Below are 20,697 nucleotides of genomic sequence, written 5' to 3'. Positions count from 1 at the left end.
TGGTGTGCTGGTGATCGGTCTGGGCCGGTTCGGCTTTCACCTGGCCGGTGCGCTGACCGCGCTGGACCAGACCGTACTGGCCATCGACCGCAACCCGGACCGGGTGCAGCGATGGGCGGACACGCTCGACCGCGTCGTGCAGGCCGACGCCACCGAGGAGGGGGTACTGCGCCAGCTCGGTGTCGCGGACGTGCAACGGGCGGTGGTGGCCATCGGCGCCTCGGTCGAGGCCAGCGTGTTGACCGTGCTGGCCCTCGTCGAGCTGGGTGTCCCGCAGATCTGGGCCCGGGCGACCTCGGCCAAACACGCGAAGATCCTCGCCTCGGTCGGCGCACACCACGTGATCTTCCCGGAGGCGGAGACCGGGGAACGGGTGGCTCACCTGATCATCAGCCGGATGCTGGACTTCATCGAGTTCGACGACGATTTCGCGATCGCGAAGCTGCCCACCCCGGAGAGCCTGGTCGGGCGCTCACTGCGCTCGCTGACCCCGGCCGACCGGCACGGGATCCGGGTGGTGGGCGCGAAGGTCCACGGCGAGAGTTTCCGGTACGCCACCGAGGAGATGGTGCTCGAACGGGGCAGCATGCTCATCGTGGAGGGCGGCATCGCCCAGGTGCAACGCTTCGCCACCCTCGACTGACCTCAGTCGTCGTCGTCCTCGTCATCGTCGTCGTCATCGTCGTCCCGGTCCGCGGGCGCCACGGCTTTTTTCCGCCACCACCGCCGCCCTTACCGGCCTTGGTGGGCTTGGCCTTGGACCCGCCGGAGCCGGCGGTGCTCTTCTTCGGCGGAGCCTTCGCCGCCGCCGGCGCCTTCTTCACCGGCGGGGTCTCCTTCACCGCCGGGGCCTTCGGCGCGGTGCTGGGCGGCGACCCGGCCACCCCGGAGACCTGCACCGCGCAGACCTCGTCGTGGACGCGGAACTCCACCGGCAACGGATTCGCGCCGGTGTAGCGCCCGCTCAGGGTCACCTTCTCGGTGCTGCCGGCCGCCAGCACGGTGCGCTGCGGCGCCGGTTCGACCCGCACCGTGCGGCCCTCCTGGCGTACCCCGGCGGGCTTCCCGCCGGTGACCGCCTGCTGGCCGGGGAGGGTGAAGCTCAGCCGCCAGTCGCGCAACTCCGTCGTCCCGGTGTTGGTCAACGCCAGCTCGGCGGAGAAGTCCCTGCCGGAGTCGGTGCGCAGGGCGTACGCCACTCCGCAGGAGACCGTCTTCTCCGCGCCCATCCGCGCCTCGGTCGGCTGGTCGACGCCGCCGCTGGCCGGGCTGCGGGAGGTCACGCCCCACAGCGCCCCGGTCACCGCGACCAGGCCCATCGCGGCCACCGCCGCCTCGATCCGACGCCGCCGGCTGATCGAACGGCGGTTGCGGGTACGCGAGAACGGCAGCGCGTCGGTCGCCGCCGACCAGGGCAGGATCGTGGTCCCGGCGTTCGCCAGCTCGGCCGCGTCGTCGCCGGTCGGCGCGGGTGAGACCGGCACCGCGGGGAGCATGCCGGCCGCCTCGGCGAGCGTACGGGCCACCTCGACGGTGGTCGGCCGGTCGGTCGGGCGCTTCGCCAGGCAGCGGCGGGTCAGGTCGCGGACCGCGTCGGGCAGCCCGGGCACCGGGGGCATCGGCTCGGGGTCGGTGTACATGTGCGCACGGAGCATCTGGGTGGTGGTGTCGGCCTGCCAGGGCAGCCGGCCGGTGAGCATCCGGTAGAGCAGCAGGCCCATGGCGTACACGTCGGTGGCCGGCGACACCTCGCCGTTGTCCAGGCGCTCCGGGGCCAGGTAGGCGGGCGTGCCGAGCAGGGTCCCGTCCGGGCCCTTCTCCTTCTCCCCGACGAGCGCGGAGATGCCGAAGTCGACGACCTTCACGCCGTTCGCCGTGATCATGACGTTGCCCGGCGTGACGTCGCGGTGCACCACCCCCCGGGCGTGCGCGGTGGCCAGCGCCGAGGCCACCTCCGCCCCGACCGTCACCGCCTCCCGCCAGGGCAGCTTCCCCCGGCGCAGCCGGCCGGTCAGCGACTCGCCGTCGATCAGCTCCATCACGACGTACGGCACGGTGAGCCCGACCTGCTCGGACTCCCCGTAGTCGTAGACGTTGGTGATGTTCGGGTGGCACAGCCGGGCGGCGGACTGGGCCTCGATCCGGATCCGGTGCCGGAACGCCCGGTCGGCGGCCAGCCGGGAGGCGAGCACCTTGACCGCCACCTGGCGGCCGAGCACCTCGTCGTAGCCGCGCCACACCACCGACATGCCGCCGGCACCGAGCTGCTCGATCAGCCGGTACCGCTCACCGAGCCGTTGTGCGCCGTCGGAAACCCCTCCACCCATGGGGGTCGTTGTTGCCCGGGACCGCCCCGGCTACACCTGGAAGGTCGGAATCGGTCAGGGATGTCACCCGATCAGGCGGTCGCCAGCAGTTGGTCCACCGGAGCGTAGTCGTCGGTGAGCACCAGCGCCTCGCCGACGAAGTCGTCCAGGGCCGCACCGGACATCAGCGCCGCCGCCGGGTCCACCTGGGCCAGCCGGGTCTGGATCGCGGCCAGCGGCAGCGGGGCGTCGGAGGCGACGATGAGGAAGTTCGCGCCGTCCGTGCCGGCCAGCGCGCCCGGCGGGGCGATCAGTGCCACGTTGCCGAACTCCGCGCCGACGGTGGCCAGCTCGCTGCGGATGAAGCGCTGCGGCGGGTAGTCGATCACGTTCTGCACGTAGACACCACCGGGCCGGGTCACCCGGCGGATGTCCGCGGCCATCTCCCGGGTGGCCAGGTGCCAGGGCACCACCAGGTGACCGAACGCGTCCCCCACCACCAGGTCCCGGGTGTCCGTGCCCTCACCGGCGACCAGCATCCGGGCGTCGCCCACCACGGCACGCAGGTCCGGGCCCTGGCGTACGCCGAGCTTCCGCTCGCCCAGCTCGACCAGCCCGCCGTCGATCTCGAACACCACGTTGTCGGTGCCCGGCCGGGTGGCGGTCAGGTACCGGGGCACGGTGAACCCACCGCCGCCCAGGTGCAGCGCGTCCACCCGCCGGCCGGCCGGCGCGGACACGTCCGCCACCGCGCCGATCCACTTCGTGTACGCGTACTCCAGGTAGGTCGGGTCGGCCAGGTCCACGTACGAGTGCTGGGCCGAGTTGAGCAGCAGGGTGCGCCCGCTGCTCCGGTCCGGGTCCGACTCGACCCGGGCGCAGTGGTAGGCCGTCTCGATGTCGCACGGGGTCGGCGCGACGGTGGTCAGGCCGGCGCCGACCAGGCCGAGCACCGCCAGAGCCGCCCGGGTCCGGGCCGGCCCGGGCAGCGCGGTGTCGTGCTGCCGGCGCAGCCAGCCGCCCACGCCGAGGCCGGTGAGGCCCAGCGACACCGCCAGACCGAGCAGGATCACCGTGCTGGGCAGCGCCGCGACCAGCACGAAGCCGGTCACCAGGGTGGCGGTGACCGCGCCCAACGTGCCGATCGAGGAGAGCCGGCCGACCACCTGGCCGGTGCGGCGCAGGTCGGCGAGCTGGAGCTTGACCACCAGCGGGGTGACCGCCGACAGCAGCATCGCCGGCACGAACACGGCCAGCGCGACGAGCAGCAGGATGGCGCTGGCCGCGCCGCCGCGCAGCACCTCGCCGGCGTACCGGACGACCGGCAGGGTCACCGCGGTGGTGATGCCGGCCAGCACCAGCGCCGGGGCGATCAGCGTGCGCGGGTCCCGCCGGTCGGCCAGCCAGCCCCCGGCCCACGCGCCGTACGCGATGGCGGCCAGCGCGATGCCGATGACCGAGCTGGTCACCTGGAGGGTCACCCCCACGTACGGGCCGACCAGCCGCAGCGCGGCGGTCTCCAGCACCAGGACGGCGCCGCTGGCGAAGAAGACCAGGAACGCGGCGAGGCCGTTGGGCAGGGCGCGGGAGGGTGCCGCGGCCGGCCCGGTCGGCGGGACCGTGACGTCGGAGGTTGGGGAGCTCACCCGCGCGATGGTACGCAGGAAACCTGGGGCCCCGGGTCAGTACATCGAGAGATGAACATGGTTCGTGTGGTCGGCGGCCGGGCTGCCGCTGCCGCCGTACGACTGCCAGCCGGTGCCGGGGTGCCAGATCTGCCGGTACCAGATCACGTAGAGCACGCCGAGCCGGTTGGCGTTGCGCACGTGCCAGGCGGCCAGCGCGTCGCCGTACGCCTTGTCGCCGCCGGTGGCGGTCCGGTCCTCGAACCCGCCGGTGGCCGCGGCGAAGTCGCAGGCCCGGCCCTTGGGGTGCTCGCCGGAGCCGCCGCTGCGGTAGCAGGAGACGTAGCGCTTGTAGCCGGCCGCCTTGGTCTGCTGGAGGGCGTTCAGGGTGCGCGGGGTGATGCAGCCGGAGGTGGTCGGGTCGTTGACCGAGCAGGACTCCCCCGGCCACGAGCCGTCGGAGTTGCGCGGCGCGGGCCGGGCCGACGTGGAGCTGCCGCCGCTGAAGCCGCCGCTGCCGCCGGAGCTGACCTCGGCGAGAGCCGCCTGGGCCTCCTTTTTCTTCTTCGCCATCACCTGCACCTGCTTGGCCTGCTCGCGGATCTCGGTGTCGATGGCGATCTTCGCCGAGCGGGCCTCCTCGCGGGCGTCGGTCAGCTCCCGGACCTTCTTGCCGTCCCGCTGCGCCATGGTGTCCAGGCTCGCGACCCGCTCCAGGAAGGCGTCCGGCGAGGTGGCGTCGAGCAGCATCGCCGCCGGGGTCAGCCGGCCCAGCCGGTACGACTGGATGGCGACCTCGCCGACCTGCTCGGTGAGGTCGACCAGCCGGACCTCCACCGCGGCGAGCTGGGCGGTCAGCTCCTTCTGCCGGCGCTTGGAGTTGGTCAGCTTCGCCTGGGCCTCGAGGTGGGCCTTGGCGGTCGCCTCCAGCGCGTCGCGCAGCTTCTTGGTGCCGCCCTCGTTCGGCTCCGCGTGGGCGGGCGCCGCGCCCAGGCCGAGCAGCAGCGCGACGGCGGCGAGGACGGCGGTCAGCGGGCGGCGGCCGGGACGCCCGAAGGGCATGGTCGTACGCACGTGAGCATCCTTCCGTCGACCCGCCGGCCCCCGTTGATCCTGCGCGGCGGCGGCCCCGCCGGGGCCGGTCGGCGACCGGCCGTGTGGAGACCGCGGGTCAGGATACCGGAAGCGGCACCCATGACCAGGCCCGCGACCCGGACCGGAAACGAACATCGACGCGGTGTCGCGCGGACGGTCACGCTCCGTCGAGCAGCGCCGCGCGGGCCTCGTTCCAGACCCGCTCGTTGGCGGCCACCAGCAGGCCCCGTCCCTCGTCGGCGGGGTGGTAGTCGGCACCGTCGAAGCGGCGCGCCACCCCGCCGGCCGCCCGGACCAGGACGGCGCCCGGAGCGTGGTCCCACGGCAGGGTGCGCCAGAACAGCACGAACTGCTGGTCGCCGGTCAGCACGTCCAGGTATTCCCGGCCGGCGCAGTGCTGGCCGGGCAGCAACTCGCCCAGCCGCTCCCCGCCCGCCTCGACCCGGGCCCGCGCGGCCGGGGGCAGGAATCGCGACATCGCCGCGCCGCGCAGGCCGCCCGCCGTCGCCGGCACGCCCGTCGTGTCCACCCGGGCCCCGTCCAGATACGTCCCGTCGCACGTCCGGCCCACGGCCAGCGTCCCGGCCAGCGGGTCGTACACCCAGCCGGCCGTCGGCTCGCCGTCGGTCAGCAGGGCCACCATCAGCGCGAACGGACGGCGCCCGGCGGCGAAGTTGGACGTGCCGTCGACCGGGTCGACCAGCCACACGTCGCCGCCGGAGCGCAGGTGCCGCAGCAGGGCGGGGTCCTCGGCGACCGCCTCCTCGCCGACCACCACCGAACCGGGGCGCAGCCGCAGCAGGGTCGCCGCGATCAGCTCCTCGGCCTGCCGGTCGGCGACCGTGACGATCTCGCCCGGCGCCTTCTCCTCGACGTCGTCCTCGTCGAGCTTGCGGAACAACGGCAGGACCACCCGGTCGGCGGTCTCCCGCAGCAACCCGGCGACGTCGTCGAGCAGGGTGTCAGCCACGCGGCGGCAGCTTCACCACGCTGACGAAGAACTCGTCGATCTGTCGGACGACCGAGATGAACCGCTCGAAGTCGACCGGTTTGGTCACGTAGGCGTTGGCGTGCAGCTGGTAGCTGCGCAGGATGTCCTCGTCGGCCTGCGACGTGGTCAGCACCACCACCGGGATCCGGCAGAGCTGCTCGTCCTTCTTGATCTCCTCCAGCACCTCACGCCCGTCCCGGCGGGGCAGGTTGAGGTCGAGCAGGATCAGGTCCGGCACCACCGCGTCCGCGTACGGCTCCTCGCGTCGCAGGTAGGCGAGCGCCTCGGCGCCGTCGGAGACGACGGTCAGCCGGTTGCGGAGCTTGTGCTCCTCGAACGCCTCCTGGGTCATCAACACGTCACCCGGGTCGTCCTCGACCAGCAGGACCTCGATCGGGCTCTTGCCGTCCGCCGGCGCGGTCATCCCACCGTCTCCCTCATGCCACCCGTTCTACCGCCTTCCGACGCCGTGTCGGGGCGTTCCGCGCTCTCCTGGCCGCCGGCGGTGTTCTCCTCCTCCGCCGGACGCCCGGTCCCGCCGTCCTCCGCCGGGATGTCCCCGGTCCCGTCCTCCGACCCCGCCGCGTGCGCGGCCTCGACGTCGGCGGGCAGCGCGGGCAGGGTGAACCGGATCGCGGTTCCCTCCGCGGTGTCGGTGTCCACCCAGACCCGGCCACCGTGGTATTCCACGATCTTCTTCACGATCGCCAGGCCGATCCCGGTCCCCGGGTACGCGTCCTTGGCGTGCAGCCGCTGGAAGATGACGAAGATCTTGTCGGCGAACTCCGGTTCGATCCCGATGCCGTTGTCCGCGCAGCTGATCTCCCACTCGTCGCCGACCAGCCGGGCGGAGACGTGCACCTTCGGCGGTACGTCCGGCCGGCGGAACTTGACCGAATTGCTCACCAGGTTGGCGAGCAGGTTGGTCAGCAACGGTTCCTCGCCCCGGATGACCGGCAACTCGCCCCAGGTCAGCTCGGCGTCGGCGTACTGCCGGGCGGCCTCGGTCTGCCCGGCCACGTCGCCCATCACCTTGTTCAGGTCGACCTCGGTGAAGCCGGTGGTGAGCCGACCGATCCGGGAGAACGCGAGCAGGTCGTTGATCAGGCGCTGCATCCGCTGCGCGCCGTCGACGGCGAACGCGATGTACTGGTCGGCCCGCTCGTCGAGCTGCCCGGCGTAGCGGCGCTGGAGCAGCTGGCAGAAGCTCGCCACCTTGCGCAGCGGCTCCTGGAGGTCGTGCGAGGCGACGTACGCGAACTGTTCCAGGTCACGGTTGGACCGGGTCAGCTCCTCGGCCTGCTTCTGGAGCTGGCTGTTGACCCACTCGATCCGCTCGCGCGCCTCGCGTACCTCGGCGAGGTCCCGGGCGATCTTGCGGCGCATGGCGTCCACGTCGTCGCTGAGGTGGACGAACTCCGGCGGGCCCGAGCCGGTGATCCGGTGCTGGTAGTCCCCCTCGGCCACCTCCCGCACCTGGCCGGCGAGCGCGGTGAGCGGGCGGATCACCATCCGCTCCAGCGACAGCACCAGCGCGATGCCGGCGAGCGCCACCACGGCGGCGGCCACGATCAGCAGGACGGCGAGCAGGTTGCTGCTGCTCCGGACGTCGGCCGCGGCGTCGTTACGGGCTCGCAGGATCTCCCGCTGCAGGGCGTCGGCGGCGGCGCGGACCTGGTCGAACTCCTGGCGGGCCCGGTCGTCGACCAGGGCCTGCCCGGCGGCCGGCCCCTCCCGCTCGGTCGCCTCGATGACCGGGACGGCGACGGTCTCCCGCCACCGCGTCGACTGGCTCTGCACCGCCGCGAGTTCGTCGTCGACGGCCGGGAAGTCGGCCACCAGCGCCCGCATCGAGGCCATCCGTTGACGCTCCAGATCGCGCCCGGCGTCGTACGGGGCCAGGTCCTTCCGATCGCCGCTGACCGCGTAACCGCGGATCCCGGTCTCCTGGTCCAGCAGGGCGTTCAGCAACTCCTGGCCCTGCACCCGCAGCGGGCCGGTCTGGTTGAGAACGGTGTCGATCTGGGACCGGTTCTGCGCCGCGACGGCGGCGGCCGCACCGGCCAGGCCGATCAGGATCAGGGTGACGACGGTCAGCAGCAGGGCCACCCGCCGCCGCAGCGTCCAGTCGTTGGCGCCGAGGCTCACCGGCCACCGCCCCGGCTGACCAGCAGCATGGCGACGTCGTCAGCGAGCGGTCCCCCGTTGATCTGCTCCGCCCGCCCGACCAGCCAGGCGGGCAGCTCGGACAGCGGCACCGCGTGGTTCGCCGGCTCGGACAGCAGGCCGGACAGGCCGGGCACGTCGAGCCGCTCGTCGCTCTCGCCCACCCGCCCCTCGATCAGGCCGTCGGTGTACATCAGCAGGGACCAGTCATCGCTGTCGAACTCCAGGTCGTAGGCCACGGGTCGGCGGGGTCGGACGCCCAGCAGCAGGCCGCCGGGCGCCGGGACCGGCACCACCGTGCCACCGGCGAGCAGCAGCGGCGGCGGGTGCCCGGCGAGCCGGACGGTGGCCCGGTTGTCGTCCAGGTCGAGCCGGGCGGTGGCGACGGTCGCGAAGATCTCCTGGAGCCGCCGCTCGCTCATCAGCACCTGCTCCAGCGCCGGCAGCACCTCGTCGTCGGGTACCCCGGCCAGGATCAGCGCCCGCCAGGCCACCCGCAGCTCGACGCCGAGCGCCGCCTCGTCGACGCCGTGGCCGCAGACGTCGCCGACGATCAGGTCGAGCCGGTCGGGACGGGTCTGCACCACGTCGTAGAAGTCCCCGCCGATCAGGGCGGCGTGCCGGCCGGGCCGGTAGAAGGTGTGCACCGCGACCTGATCGGTCGACATCAGCGGCTGCGGCAGCAGGCCCCGCTCCAGGCGGGCGGACTCGGCCTGGCGTAACTCCACCTCACGCAACCGGCGGGCGTTCTCGTCGGCACGCTTGCGTTCCACCGCGTAGCGCAGCGCCCGGGTCAGCAGCACCCCGTCGACCTGGCCCTTGACCAGATAGTCCTGCGCGCCCTCGGCGACCGCGACGATGCCCAGGTGCTCGTCGGAGCGCCCGGTGAGCACGCAGACCGCCGCACCGCTGGCCATCTCCAGGACCTGACGCAGCCCGTCCAGGCCCTGCGCGTCGGGCAGGCCGAGGTCGAGCAGCACGCAGTCGACGCCCATCACCCGCTGCCGGGCCTCGCTCAGGCTCGTCGCCACCAGCAGGTCGATCATCGAGTTGGTCTCGGCGAGCAACTCGCCGACCAGGAAGGCGTCCCCCTCGTCGTCCTCGACCAGCAGCACCCGCAGCCGCTCACCCGGAGGCAGGCTGAGGTGACGTCCCAGGCCGCCGTGCGGGTACGGCACGACAGAGGGACCGGCAGGGCCGGTCCCCCGGTGCGGCCGGGTCACCGCCGCGAGACGCGGGAGATCGCTGGTGATGACGGGCTCCTTCCGAGTGCCCTGCTGATCCTGTATTAGACAACGGTCGCACACAACACGACCGCTGCCCCGCCCCCACCCCCCGAGGAGTCACCGTGGGCGCACCACCCATTCCGGCCGACCGCGCGCCGGCCGGTCCGACATCCCGCGTACCGGCCGCGGACCGCGCGCTCGCCCGGCCGCGCCGCCGGCTGGTCGCGGCGCTGGCCGCGCTGGTCGCGCTGGTCGCCGTCGGCGCCGGCACCCTGCTCGACCTGCGCCCTCCCGCACCGCGGCCGGCCGACGCACCGCCGGGCGAGTTCAGCGCGGCCCGGGCGTACGAGCACGTCAAGGTGATCGCGGCCCGTCCGCACGTGGCCGGCAGCCCCGCCAACGACCAGGTACGCGAGCACATCGTCGGCGTCCTGCGCGGCCTCGGGCTGTCCCCCGAGGTGCAGGACACCGTGGCGCCGGAGGCCGGGCAGCTCTCCGGCGCGGCCGGCGGGGCGACCCTGGCCCGGGTCCGCAACGTGGTCGCCACGGTCCCCGGGACCGATCCCACCGGCAAGGTGTTCCTGGTGGCGCACTACGACTCGGTGCAGTCCGGGCCGGGCGGCAACGACGACGCGGCCGGCACCTCGGCGATCCTGGAGGTGGCCCGCGCGTTGACCACCGGCCCCCGGCCCCGCAACGACGTGGTCCTGGTGCTCACCGACGCCGAGGAGGCGTGCCTGTGCGGCGCGTCCGCGTTCGCCTCCAGCCACCCGCTGGCCGCCGACGGCGGCGTGGTGCTGAACCTGGAGGCGCGCGGCTCCACCGGCCCGGTGATCATGTTCGAGACGTCCCGGGACAACGCCGCCCTGGTGGACGTCTTCGGCCGCGCCGCACCGCACCCGGTCGGCACCTCGTTCGCGGTGGAGATCTACCGGGCCCTGCCGAACGACACCGACTTCACCGCGTTCCTGGCCGAGAACGGCTTCGTCGGGCTGAACTCGGCCTACATCGACGGCGGGGCGATCTATCACACCCCGCTGGACACCCCCGCCTCGATGGACCGGGCCAGCCTCCAGCACCACGGCGACAACGCGCTCGGCCTGGCCCGTGAGTTCGGCCGGGTCGACCTGGACACCCTGGCGGCGGGGCACGACTCGACGTACTTCCCGCTCCTCGGCGGCCTGGTCCGCTACCCCGGCTGGCTCACCCTGCCGCTGGCCCTGCTGGCGCTGGCCGGCGTGGTCGCCCTGGGCTGGCTCGCCCGGCGGCGGGGACGCACCACCACCGGCCGCCTCCTCGCCGGCTTCGGCCTGGCGCTGGTGCCGGTGCTGCTCGCCCCGCTGGGCGCGTACCTGCTGTGGACCGCGATCACCGCGCTGCGACCCGGCTACGCCGAACTGCTCGACCCGTACCGGCCGACCTGGTACCGGCTGGCCGTGGTGGCGCTCGCCGCCACCGTCCTGTTCAGCTGGTACGCGCTGACCCGCCGTCGGATCGGCCCGGCCGCCCTGGCGATCGGCGGGCTGGCCTGGCTGGCCGTGTTCGGGGTGCTGCTCGCGGTGCTGGTGCCCGGCGGCGCGTACCTGGCGACCCTTCCCGCCCTGGCCGGCGCGGCGGCCGGGCTGGCGGCGCTGGCCACCCGGATCGACGGCCCGTGGCCGGTGGTCGCGGTGACCCTGGCCGGCGCGGTGGCCGTGCTGATCCTGCTGCCGACCGTGGTGCTGCTCTTCCCCGCGCTCGGCATGGCGATGGGCGGGGTGGCCGCGCTGTTCACGGTGCTGCTCGGCCTGGCCGCCCTGCCCGTGGTCGACCTGCTGCACCCGCAGGCCGGCGGCCAGCGCGGCCTGGTCGCGTTGCGGGCCCGCCGGCTCGGCGCGCTGCCGGCCGTCGCGGCCGGTCTCGCGGCGGTGGTGTTCGCCGGGGTCGGGCTGGCCGTGGACCGGTTCGACGCCGCGCACCCGGTGCCCACCCACCTGATGTACGCGCTGGACGCCGGCACCGGCCAGGCCCGCTGGCTCAGCCACGAGTCCGACCCGCAGCCCTGGACCGACACCTACGTCGACTCCCCGGGGTCGGTCGGCTCCTCCGGGTCGGTCGCCGACGAGTTCCCCGGGATCGGCGACGACGACCTGCTGTCCGGCCCGGCGCAGGCGGCCGACCTGCCGGCGCCGAAGCTGGACGTGCTCGCCGACACCACCGCTGGGGCGGACCGCACCCTGCGGCTGCGGCTCACCCCGCAGCGCGCGGTCCGGCTGACCACCCTGCACGTGGACACCGGCACCGCGACCGTGCTGCGTGCCGAGGTGGCCGGCCGGTCCGTCCCGGTCGAGCCACGCGCGGGCCGCTGGGGATTCGGGGTGGTCTTCCACGCCCCGCCCGCCGAGGGCGTCGAGGTGACCCTCACGCTCACGCCGAAGGCCGGCCAGGTCGCGGTACGCGTGATGGACGCCAGCGACGGCCTGGACGCCCTCCCCGGCTTCCGCCCCCGCCCGCCCGACGTGGGCGTGGTCGGCTCGCACAGCTCCGAAATGCTCGCCGTGGCCCGCACCTACCCGATCTGACCCACCCGCTCCCCCCGCCCCGCGATCTTGCACTTGTCCCGCAACAGGAGGGATCCAAGGCGCACTTCAACAACCGAAAGTGCGGGATCGCGGGGTGAGGACCGGGGCTGGCTCAGGACGAGGGCGCGCTCACGCCGACGAGCGGGGCGGCCGGTCGGGCCGGGCCGGAGACGCCGTGGTCGGCGACTCGAGCACGCCAGGACAGCAACAGCGTCAGCGCGACGGCCACGGCGACGATCGCCACCCCGTTGACACCGGCCCAGACGACCGCCAGTTCCCGCAACGTTGCGGCCTCCTCGGCCGGGTCCCGGAAGCGCGGGTTCACTGAGGAGATCAGCAATGCCTTCGCCGCCACCGCGACGGCCAGGGCGGCCAGGGCGAGCCGCAACCGGCGAACCACCCAGCCCGGCGCGCCACGGACGGCCATCCGGTGGGCGAGCACGGCGACCAGGATCACCCCGACCGGGGCCCAGGGCAGGTAGTAGTACAGCGGGCTGCCGGCGTCCAGGGCACCCACTGCCTCGCCGGGCTGCGGCCGGGCGAGGACGGCGACGTTGCTGACGAGTTCCTCGTACAGGTTTCCGAAGAGCTGCACGGCGAGACAGAGCGCCGCCACCAGGGTGAGCACCCGGGTGGATCGGAGCAGCGCCGATCCGGTCGGGTCGGTCGTGGTGCCAGACATGAGGCCTCCTAGTATCAGTTAACTGATACTCACGGTATCAGGCATCTGATACTCGCTGCCACCGCCGGCCGGCCTCGGTACGGTGGACGTGTGACGAGCCGTACGACCGGGGGACAACCCGACGAGTTCCTGGAGTACCGCCTGGTCCGACTGGGCAGCCGGCTGGAGCGCCGCTTCGCCTCGGCACTCGCCCCGACCGGGCTCTCCCCCCGGCAGTTCAGCGTCCTCGCGGTACTCACCGAGTCGCCCGGAATCACCTCCGCCGATCTCGCCCGGGCCGTGCTGACGACACCGCAGAGCATGGGCCCGCTGCTGGACCAGATGGAGTCCCGTGGGCTGGTCGAGCGAACCAAGGAGCGCGGCCGGGGCCGGGCCGCGCCGGTCCGGGTCACCGACACCGGGACGGCACTGCTCCACGAGGCCGCCCGGCTGGTCGGCACCCTCGACGCCGCCGCTCGACAGCGACTCGGCGAACAGGGCCATCAGGAGCTGAGCCGCCTCCTGGCCGTTCTGGAGGACCACGTCGGCGAGGCCTGAGACGGGCCTCGGGACGCGTCCTGGTGGGGGTTACTTCCAGCGAAGGTGTGTGAACAGGAGCAAACCAGCGCGTTGACCTGCGGCGCAGCGGCAGCCCAAGTTCGCGGGAACAGGTCGGGCACACACCGGACATCACCGGGCCACCGCCAGCCGAGCGCCAGATAGGGCCGCGTCGACCAGGTTCCGCGTCCTGTCGATCGCCTCGGGCCACGCGGGGGACCCTGGCCCGAGTTCCCGGGATAAGTTGACCTTGAGAGTTGAGCGTCTTGGGCACGTCCGGGCAGACACCTGCGGTTGGCGCTAACGGGGGCAACCGATCCAGCTACTGAGTCCGCCGGCGGTTGGACTCCTGCCGGATAGCCTCCGTGAGATCTCGCCAGGTCCCGGCCGAGGTCTTTATCATCCGTTCGACCCATCGCGCAGGCGGATGCCTCGTCGGTGAAGTCGTACGACACCTCCTGCCCTCCGTCACCGCCGAGACGGCCACGAACCCTCCAGACGCGGCCGTCCGCGAGCAGCCAAATGTCGCGCCGAGCCATGCGACCCCAAGCGCCGTTCCACCACCGACCACGCACCTCCACTCGCAGCAGCCTAATCGAACGTATGTACGAACCGGCCACCTGCCGGCGAAGTTGACGCTCCTATTTCCGTCAAGTGGGGCAGGTTGCCCGGCTCAGGTGAGTCCGTAGAGCCGGTTGAGGTCGAGTAGGTGGTGGCCGAGGACCGAGCAGGCATGTAGGTCGAGCACGAGGACCAGGAACACGTTTGGTGTCTCGCAGTCGACCAGGACGTGTTGGTGTGCCCCGTCTGGCGACTGCCAGGCGTAGGTGACGCGGCCTTCGGAGAAGTCGTGCCCGTGGAAGTCTTCTTCGGGGATGGAGTCGAAGTAGGGCCAGAAGTCGAAGGGGGGTTCCTGGTCCAGGCCCACTCTTGTGGGGTGGGGTCCCATCGTTGCCTTGTACTCGTCCTCAGTCAGTAGCGGTGGCACCAGGCAAGGATGCCTGGTCCAGAGGTGGCGACGCGAGCAGGTGGAAGGTCTCACGTGCGATGTAGCGCTTGAGGCATCGCATGATCTCGGTCTTGGTCTTGCCACTCTGCGGTCCGGCGGGTGACGTAGTCCTTGGTGGGCTGGTGGCAGCGCATGCGGACGAGGGTGATGCGCCAGAGGGCGCGGTTGGCGTCGCGGTCGCCGCCACGGTGTAGACGGTGGCGGTCGGTTCGTCCGGAGCTGGCCGGGATGGGGGCGACGCCGCAGAGCCGGGCGAAGGCCGCTTCGGAGTGCAAGCGGTGAGGGTTGTCGCCGGCGGTGACGAGGAGTTGCCCGGCGGTGTCGACGCCGACGCCGGGCAGCGCGACCAGATCCGGGGCGGCTGCGGTGACGAGGGCGGCCAGGTGGCTGTCGAGGTCGTCGATCTCGGCCTGCAGGGCGAGCCAGCGCCGGGCGAGGCTACGCAGCGCGACTTTGGTGGCGGTCGCCGGATCAGACACCGTGCCGGGCCTTAGAGGGGCGCAGACGCGGATGAGTTTCTTGCCGGCCAGCCCGCGCACCAGCTGCCTCACGGGTTCAGGGGCCGACACGATGAGCGCTTCGACCTGACCTCCGGCTTGAATCCGAGCCTTCATCGCTCCGCGGCGGGCGACACGCAGAGCCCGGATCATCTCGACCTGGGCGTGACGGGTCTTCGGGGTGCCGCTGGCTCGGCCGGACAGGACCGCCCGGGCGGCGGACTCGGCGTCGATGGTGTCGGTCTTGCCGATCCGGCGGCGGGTGGATCGGTCTGGGCGGTCGACTTCGACCACGGTCAGGCCGTAGTCAGTCAGGAACCGCAGCAGCCCGGCGCCGTAACTGCCGCTGCCTTCCAGACCGACCTTGGCAACCGTGCCGAAGGACTCGGCCCATGTGGCGAGCTGCGCGTAGCCGCGCATCGTCGTCGGAAAGCTTCGGGTGCCCAACACCCGACCGGTCTGGTCCAACACCGCCGCGACGTGCACGTCCTTGTGCGTGTCGACTCCGACAGTCACGTCCTGGTCCTCGCTCACGCTGCCTCCCACCTGCTGCATTGACGGCAAGGCTCGACCACCGAGCACGAGGAGAACGCTGGACAGAACGGGGATGAGGGACGAACCCGAGCTCCTAATCAGGTCACCACGCCGGCCCGTGCAGGTGCCGAGAGAGGTGCCCCCGCCAACCGGGTCGACGGGTCCACATGAGGGCACGGAGCCAGTTCAAAGTCGGGTCAGGCCCGGCCGGCGGGGACACGTCCCATAATCCCCGTTCAAAGTTTCTGTACGTCTTAAAGGCGGCCCGCGACGGGCCGCACGCGCCGCCGCCTGGGCGCGCGTCTGACCCCTCCCGTGGCCGGTCGGGGCCAGCCACGCCATTGCCCGGCGGCTGGCGCGAAAGCGTGAAGCCCAAGGGGCCGCCGCAGAACGACAGGCCGTTGAACGTGGGTGTGATGGGCCGGCAGCCGGCCGGGCCGCGCGGCCAAGAGCCCGCGCGGCGTAGGGGAGCGCACGCCGGCCGCGTCGGCGAGCTGGCGGCGGTCGCGGGTTGCGGTTACTGCGCCTCCGGCGGGGGCGCTCCGGCTCCAGGATGGCTAGGGCTCCGTCGGCGGGTCGCGGTCCGTGGGTGGTTGCGGTAGGCCATCCCGCCTGCCACCGACCCGGGCATGCCGAGCAGACCACCGCCCGACCCCGCCAGCGTGCGAACGTGCGTCAAGGTCCGCTTGACGTGGCGGGCCGGACGGCGGCCCGCTCCCCAGGAGGGCGGGTCGATGGCATACGGGAAGGCACATGAGGGCTTCTAGTAAGGGGCACCTGTTATGGAGAGGTCTCCCTTCATCCACGTGTCAGCCCAAGGCGGACAGAAGCGGCTCACCTCATGGCGCAAGCGTGGCCCGAGCCTGATGCTACGCAGCTCCTCGGCGGCACCCTCGTCCATCTGCTTAGACCTCATACGCTTGCGCAATACCCGATAGAGGAGATCATTAGGATAGAGATGCCGAACGACCTCATGGAATGAATGAAGTCCCGAGTCGGTCGTCTCACACATCAAGCATGCGAGCCAGAAAAGAAGGTTTTTGAAAGTCGCCGGCTGCGCGGGCTCGACAGCGCGACGTCGGCAGAGTGATCGGTTGGGAACCCGACGGCCGCGAGTATGTACCGGTCATCGCCGTCACCCTGCCTGACGGATCGCTGCTGGGAGTTCAGAAGGCGCGGTCGGATCCTGACGGCTGCGTGCTTGGAAGCAGTCGCGAGGAAGTCACCAGGGATTAGCGCCACAAGATCCGGAACATGCGCGGAATGAGCCAGCGTCACGCTGGATGGCCGGAGGACGCACCTCCTGGTAGGACACGAGATGCCCGTGCTAGCGCTACTCCGTTCCTAAACCGTGTGCGGCAGCAGCGCCGACAGCAGCGCTGACAGCAACCGGCCAGACGGGGGCAGCCGTCGGCTGCCGAGCGCGGACAGCCGCCCGAGGGCGCAGACCTGGACGGGACCCTGCCGGACGGCGCGCACAGAGCTTGTCAGCGAGATATCCAACGCCGTGGAGCTGTGGCCTGTTGCGTGAGCACCGGGCGGGCTTGTTCTCCGGCGCTACGTTGACCTCGTGCAGTGGGTAAACATCTACAAGGACTTGCTAGGCGTAGTGATCGCGACCCTCGCCGTGGCGTTATCGCTCAGCACAGTGCTTGTGCAGCGGGCCCAACAGCGGCGCGACGCCTACCGGTACATGCACGAACAGCTAATCTCCCCAGAACTACAGCAGGGGCGACGGCTGTTGTTCGACGCCGGCAGGTCCGGGCAACTCCCCGATGATCGTTCGCAGGACTTCTACCTCATGAACCGCGCCGTCGGCATGTACGACACCCTCGGCCTGTACGTCCGGCGCAAGGTAGTGCCCCGACGTTGGGTGCTAGAGGTATGGCATCACTCGCTACGCGACTCCCGCGCCGGCGCTGAGCTGCTCGCCGCCCACCGAAGCACGCGCCATCACTCCTGGTCGCCGTGGCCACATCTATGGCCGCTGTTGTCCCAGGCAGAGCGATACAGGAGCGGTCTGCCTTGCTGTGCGCCCGCCCCGACGTCCCAGCCGCTCGTACCAAGGTCGCGCGGAGATCTTGCCGGAGAACTTCTGAAACAGCCAAGCGAGCAGCCAAGCCGACGAGCATCAGCGAACGAGCGCGGACCGGGACAACCAGGTGGGAACAGCGCCCGCGACCAGGAGCAGGAGGCGGGGACCGACTCGTAATGCGTAGGTTGATGGTGGCAGCTGCCAGTCGGTGCATTTCGAAGCCGAGAGCTACCAGCTGGAGACCTAGATTGCCATCAAACTTGCGAGTGAGGACGTAGAGGCGGTCAACCGCAGGTGCCGGGACAGGACCCAGCGAACCTGGCGACGCGAACGCGGCCACCTTCATGCCGGCAGACGCAGACCGTCTGGGGGCTGATCCTCCGGCCAATGATCGAACTCGGGTGCGACGGTGAAGATCGCGCCGTCGAAAGACACCTGTCCCCCGCGGAATTTCGCCCCAAAGAAGAACACGGGACTCCCGCTGAACACGGGACTCCCGCTGAACTCTGCCCGCTTGAAGGACACCGTCCCACCGGTGAACTCCGCTCCAGTGAAGGGCACTCTCGCGCCACTGAACTCCGCTTCGGTGAAGTCCACTTCTCCACCGTCGAACGAAGCCTCGCAGAAGGAAACCTCCCAAGTGCTGAAGGTGGCAGCAAGAAACGAGACCTTCCCACCGTCAAAGGTCGTGAAGTCGAAGGAAACAGGTCCGGCGAAGTGAGCTCCAGCAAAGGAGATCTCTCCACCGCTGAACGACGCCCTGGAGAAGGCCACTTCGGCGCCGCTGAAGTTCGCCTTGCTGAAGGACACAAGCCCGCCGATGAACTTTGCCCCAAGAAACGACACAAGACCGCCGCTGAACGTCGCCCCAAGAAAAGACACAAACCCGCCGGCGAACGTCGCTCCAGCAAAGGACGCTTTCCCGCCGCTGAAGTCCGCTCCCGAAAGGTCAGCGCCGTCAAAGACAGCGCCGGTGAAGTCGAAGTCAAGGCCCTGCCACGAGACAACCCCTTCGGTCGCCGCACGGAGGTGTCTGCCAATGAGCCGAATTGCGGTCTGACGCACCTCCCGCTCCTCGCGCGCGGCCTGCCCAATCTCACCCTCGCTCAATGCCGCCTCATTCGCAGGCATTGGCGTATCGAGTGAGTGCGCCGGGGGTGGGCTGTATGGCATGCGAAGGTATGCGCAGAGGACGTCAACGCACGTCTGTCGACCATCCTGCCAGTCGTCTGCGAGACCGGCTAGGGCGTGAATTCCCGCCAGACGTACTGCGGCCTTCTCGGACCCGAGTTGCTCGGACGCCTTGGCGAAACGTTCGTTAAGCAATCGGACACCGTTACGGTCCGTTTCCACCTTCGCTCGCTCATCTGCTGCTTTAGCCAGGGCCTGCGTCGCTTCGGCTCGTTGGTCAGCAGCATGCGCCAAATGATGAGCAAACTCAGCCAGCGCGTTTGTGTGCTCCGCGACTCTTTGCCTGCGGTAGGCGACCACCAGAGCCGCCACGCCGCCGACGCCCGCAACGACGGCGAAGACGAGCTTCAAGAGCTCGAACAGCGTACTTGGCGTGACCATGGCGTCGCGCTTGACGCTCGGCCATCCCGCGTACCAAAGAGCGCCCGCGAGCATGGCTGCCACGAGCAGGAGAGCAAAGGTAACAGCGATGGTGATCGACCGGCGGATGCTCCAGAGTCGTAGTGCCGGCACCGGGCCGTCCGCAGCCGAGATCGGCCGGACCACGATGCTGGTATCTAGACGGGACGGCGGTTGATCGGCGGGCAGCTGCACGTCTTACCTTGTAGCGCATCTGCGCCCAACGGAAGGCGTTTCGGCTGGTCGCGGGCCATGTCGGGGGAAGCGTGGGAGGCCAGCAGCCGGGGCTCTTACTTCCAGCGAAAGTGCACGAAGAGGCGGCCGAAGTTCTTCGAGTCCTTCTCGACCCGGTGGTAGAGCTGCTTGACGTCCTTCTGGTCGAGGAACCGCAGCACCCGCTTCTTGAGCTGACCCGACCCCTTGCCAGGGATGATCTCCACGAGGGTGGCCTTCTTCGCCACCGCCTCGTCCATGATCCCGCGCAGCGCGCGGTCGATGTCCTGCCCCTTGTTGAAGATCTCGTGCAGGTCGAGCTTGAGCTTCACGCCGTACCCACCTCCGGGCCCATCGTACGAAAGCGGGGACGCGTCACCGCGTCCCCGCCCTCCCGTACTCCGTCAGCGCCCCGCGCCGACCCGGCTCTCCACCCGGCGCAGCGCCGTGGCGTAGTCGTCGTTGTGGCTGTGCATCGCCGCCGCGATACGCAGGTGCCGCAGCGCGTCGGCGGGCCGGTTCAGCCGTTCCAACGTCCGGCCCAGCACGTGGTGGGCGTAGTGGTCGCTGGGGTCCCGGTCGATCAGCTCCCGGAGCTGCTCCTCGGCCCGGCTGAGCTGGGCCGACTGGAAGTAAGCCCGGGCCAACAACTGCCGCACCGAGGCGTTGCCGGGTTCGGCCGCCACGATCGGCTCGAGCAGCCGGGCCGCCCCGGTCGGGTCACCGGCCTCGAAGAACATGGTCGCCCGCCGGTACTCGGCCAGAAAATCCATTTCGACCCACCCCCTCGTGTCCCGCCGTCACACCACCGACGCTGGCACAACACTCGTCGTACCGCGACTGTTCCCGGGCCGGATCGTCCCTAGACCGGCCGGGAGGCGGCGAGGTCCCAGGCGCGTACGCCGCCGACGATGCCGGCCGTGTTCGGCACCACCACCACGTCGTCACCCATCCGGGCCAGCTGCTCCGGCCGGATCAGCCGGGAGTTGCCCCCGCCCAGATAGAGCCGGTCCCAACGGAACACCGGACGCAGCCCGTCCACCACCTGCCGGATCCGCCGGGACCAGAACGCGTCGCCCAGCCGGCGCCGCTCGGGCTCGCCGACGTACGTGTCGTAGGTGGTGCCCCAGCGCACCGGGGCGTGCGACAGCTCCAGGTGTGGGGCGAGCACACCGCCGTCGAAGAGCGCGCTGCCCAGCCCCGTACCGAGGGTCAGGACCAGCTCGCAGCCGGTGCCCGCGACCACCCCGGCGCCGTGCACCTCGGCGTCGTTGAGGACCAGCGCCGGTACGCCGAACGCGTCGGCGAGGGCGGTCCGCGCGTCGTACCCGGACCACTCGGCGAGCAGCCCGGGGTCCACCTTCGTGCGGGGGCCGGACCGGGTGACGTAGTGCGGGGTCGCCACCACGACCCCGTGCCGGATCATGCCGGGCAGGCCGACCGTGAGGCGGTCCGCCGTCGGCAACCGGCCGCCCAGGGCCAGCAGCGTCTTGACGAAGAGCGCGGGCGGCAGCGGGTACGGCGTCGGCACCCGCAGCGGGCGGGCCCGCATCGTCCCCGCGGCGTCGAGGACGGACGCCTTGATCCCCCCGCCGCCGCAGTCGATCGCCAGTGTGGTCACCACCCGGAT

16 protein-coding genes and 1 pseudogene are annotated in these 20,697 nt (G+C 71.4%); 3 read left to right on the top strand and 14 right to left on the bottom strand.

Annotated features, from left to right (window positions below; genetic code table 11):
* Positions 1–10: 10 nt before the first annotated feature.
* Positions 11–643: a potassium channel family protein gene (locus D7223_RS18410; RefSeq protein WP_120729909.1), complete on the top strand. Its 633-nt coding sequence runs from the start codon at positions 11–13 to the stop codon at positions 641–643.
* Here the strand turns inward: D7223_RS18410 and D7223_RS18405 are convergent.
* The 7 genes from D7223_RS18405 to D7223_RS18375 form a co-directional block, all read right to left on the bottom strand.
* Positions 591–2,327 carry a serine/threonine-protein kinase gene (locus D7223_RS18405; protein WP_120729656.1) on the bottom strand — a complete coding sequence of 579 codons (1,737 nt, stop codon included), beginning with the start codon at positions 2,325–2,327 and terminating at the stop codon, positions 591–593. The two genes, D7223_RS18410 and D7223_RS18405, sit on opposite strands and share 53 nt — an antisense overlap.
* A gap of 71 nt (positions 2,328–2,398) precedes the next feature.
* On the bottom strand, positions 2,399–3,952 hold the full coding sequence (locus tag D7223_RS18400) for a fused MFS/spermidine synthase (protein WP_120729655.1): 1,554 nt from the start codon (positions 3,950–3,952) through the stop codon (positions 2,399–2,401).
* 36 nt (positions 3,953–3,988) lie between these two features.
* Positions 3,989–4,993, bottom strand: a complete 1,005-nt coding sequence (locus tag D7223_RS18395; protein ID WP_420330329.1) for a coiled-coil domain-containing protein — start codon at positions 4,991–4,993, stop codon at positions 3,989–3,991.
* A 190-nt stretch (positions 4,994–5,183) separates the two neighbouring features.
* Positions 5,184–5,996, bottom strand: coding sequence for an inositol monophosphatase family protein (locus tag D7223_RS18390; protein WP_120729653.1), 813 nt, complete (start codon positions 5,994–5,996; stop codon positions 5,184–5,186).
* Positions 5,989–6,441: a response regulator gene (locus D7223_RS18385; protein WP_120729652.1), complete on the bottom strand. Its 453-nt coding sequence runs from the start codon at positions 6,439–6,441 to the stop codon at positions 5,989–5,991. The genes D7223_RS18390 and D7223_RS18385 overlap by 8 nt, the downstream gene beginning before the upstream one ends.
* Complete coding sequence (locus D7223_RS18380) at positions 6,438–8,165, bottom strand: sensor histidine kinase (RefSeq protein WP_120729651.1); 1,728 nt, start codon at positions 8,163–8,165, stop codon at positions 6,438–6,440. The genes D7223_RS18385 and D7223_RS18380 overlap by 4 nt, the downstream gene beginning before the upstream one ends.
* Entirely contained in the window at positions 8,162–9,361 is a 1,200-nt protein-coding gene (locus D7223_RS18375; RefSeq protein WP_120729650.1) for a PP2C family protein-serine/threonine phosphatase, read from the bottom strand. The genes D7223_RS18380 and D7223_RS18375 overlap by 4 nt, the downstream gene beginning before the upstream one ends.
* 185 nt (positions 9,362–9,546) lie before the next feature.
* Here D7223_RS18375 and D7223_RS18370 point away from each other — a divergent pair, with 185 nt between their 5' ends.
* On the top strand, positions 9,547–11,970 hold the full coding sequence (locus D7223_RS18370; RefSeq protein WP_120729908.1) for a M28 family peptidase: 2,424 nt from the start codon (positions 9,547–9,549) through the stop codon (positions 11,968–11,970).
* A 112-nt stretch (positions 11,971–12,082) separates the two neighbouring features.
* Here D7223_RS18370 and D7223_RS18365 read toward each other — a convergent pair whose 3' ends face one another.
* On the bottom strand, positions 12,083–12,652 hold the full coding sequence (locus tag D7223_RS18365; RefSeq protein ID WP_120729649.1) for a hypothetical protein: 570 nt from the start codon (positions 12,650–12,652) through the stop codon (positions 12,083–12,085).
* Between the two features lie 90 nt (positions 12,653–12,742).
* Between D7223_RS18365 and D7223_RS18360 the strand changes: the two genes are divergently transcribed.
* Complete coding sequence (locus D7223_RS18360) at positions 12,743–13,189, top strand: MarR family winged helix-turn-helix transcriptional regulator (RefSeq protein ID WP_158610907.1); 447 nt, start codon at positions 12,743–12,745, stop codon at positions 13,187–13,189.
* Between the two features lie 673 nt (positions 13,190–13,862).
* Here D7223_RS18360 and D7223_RS18355 read toward each other — a convergent pair.
* The 6 genes and pseudogenes from D7223_RS18355 to D7223_RS18330 all read right to left on the bottom strand — a co-directional run bounded on the left by D7223_RS18355 (position 13,863) and on the right by D7223_RS18330 (position 20,691).
* Complete coding sequence (locus tag D7223_RS18355; protein ID WP_120729647.1) at positions 13,863–14,117, bottom strand: hypothetical protein; 255 nt, start codon at positions 14,115–14,117, stop codon at positions 13,863–13,865.
* A 40-nt stretch (positions 14,118–14,157) separates the two neighbouring features.
* Positions 14,158–15,241: pseudogene (locus D7223_RS18350) on the bottom strand (IS110 family RNA-guided transposase).
* A 2,365-nt stretch (positions 15,242–17,606) separates the two neighbouring features.
* Complete coding sequence (locus D7223_RS18345) at positions 17,607–19,049, bottom strand: pentapeptide repeat-containing protein (RefSeq protein ID WP_120729646.1); 1,443 nt, start codon at positions 19,047–19,049, stop codon at positions 17,607–17,609.
* A 95-nt stretch (positions 19,050–19,144) separates the two neighbouring features.
* Positions 19,145–19,399, bottom strand: coding sequence for a Smr/MutS family protein (locus D7223_RS18340; protein WP_007465523.1), 255 nt, complete (start codon positions 19,397–19,399; stop codon positions 19,145–19,147).
* 72 nt (positions 19,400–19,471) lie between these two features.
* A complete protein-coding gene (locus D7223_RS18335) occupies positions 19,472–19,840 on the bottom strand; it encodes a tetratricopeptide repeat protein (RefSeq protein ID WP_120729645.1) in 369 nt (122 codons plus the stop codon).
* Positions 19,841–19,929: 89 nt separating this feature from the next.
* Positions 19,930–20,691, bottom strand: a complete 762-nt coding sequence (locus D7223_RS18330) for an ROK family protein (protein ID WP_120729644.1) — start codon at positions 20,689–20,691, stop codon at positions 19,930–19,932.
* Positions 20,692–20,697: the final 6 nt, after the last annotated feature.

The organism is Micromonospora endolithica (genome assembly GCF_003626595.1).
GTDB lineage: Bacteria > Actinomycetota > Actinomycetes > Mycobacteriales > Micromonosporaceae > Micromonospora > Micromonospora endolithica.
The sequence above is the reverse complement of the archived record's forward strand: the minus strand, read 5'-3'. Positions and strand labels throughout refer to the sequence as shown.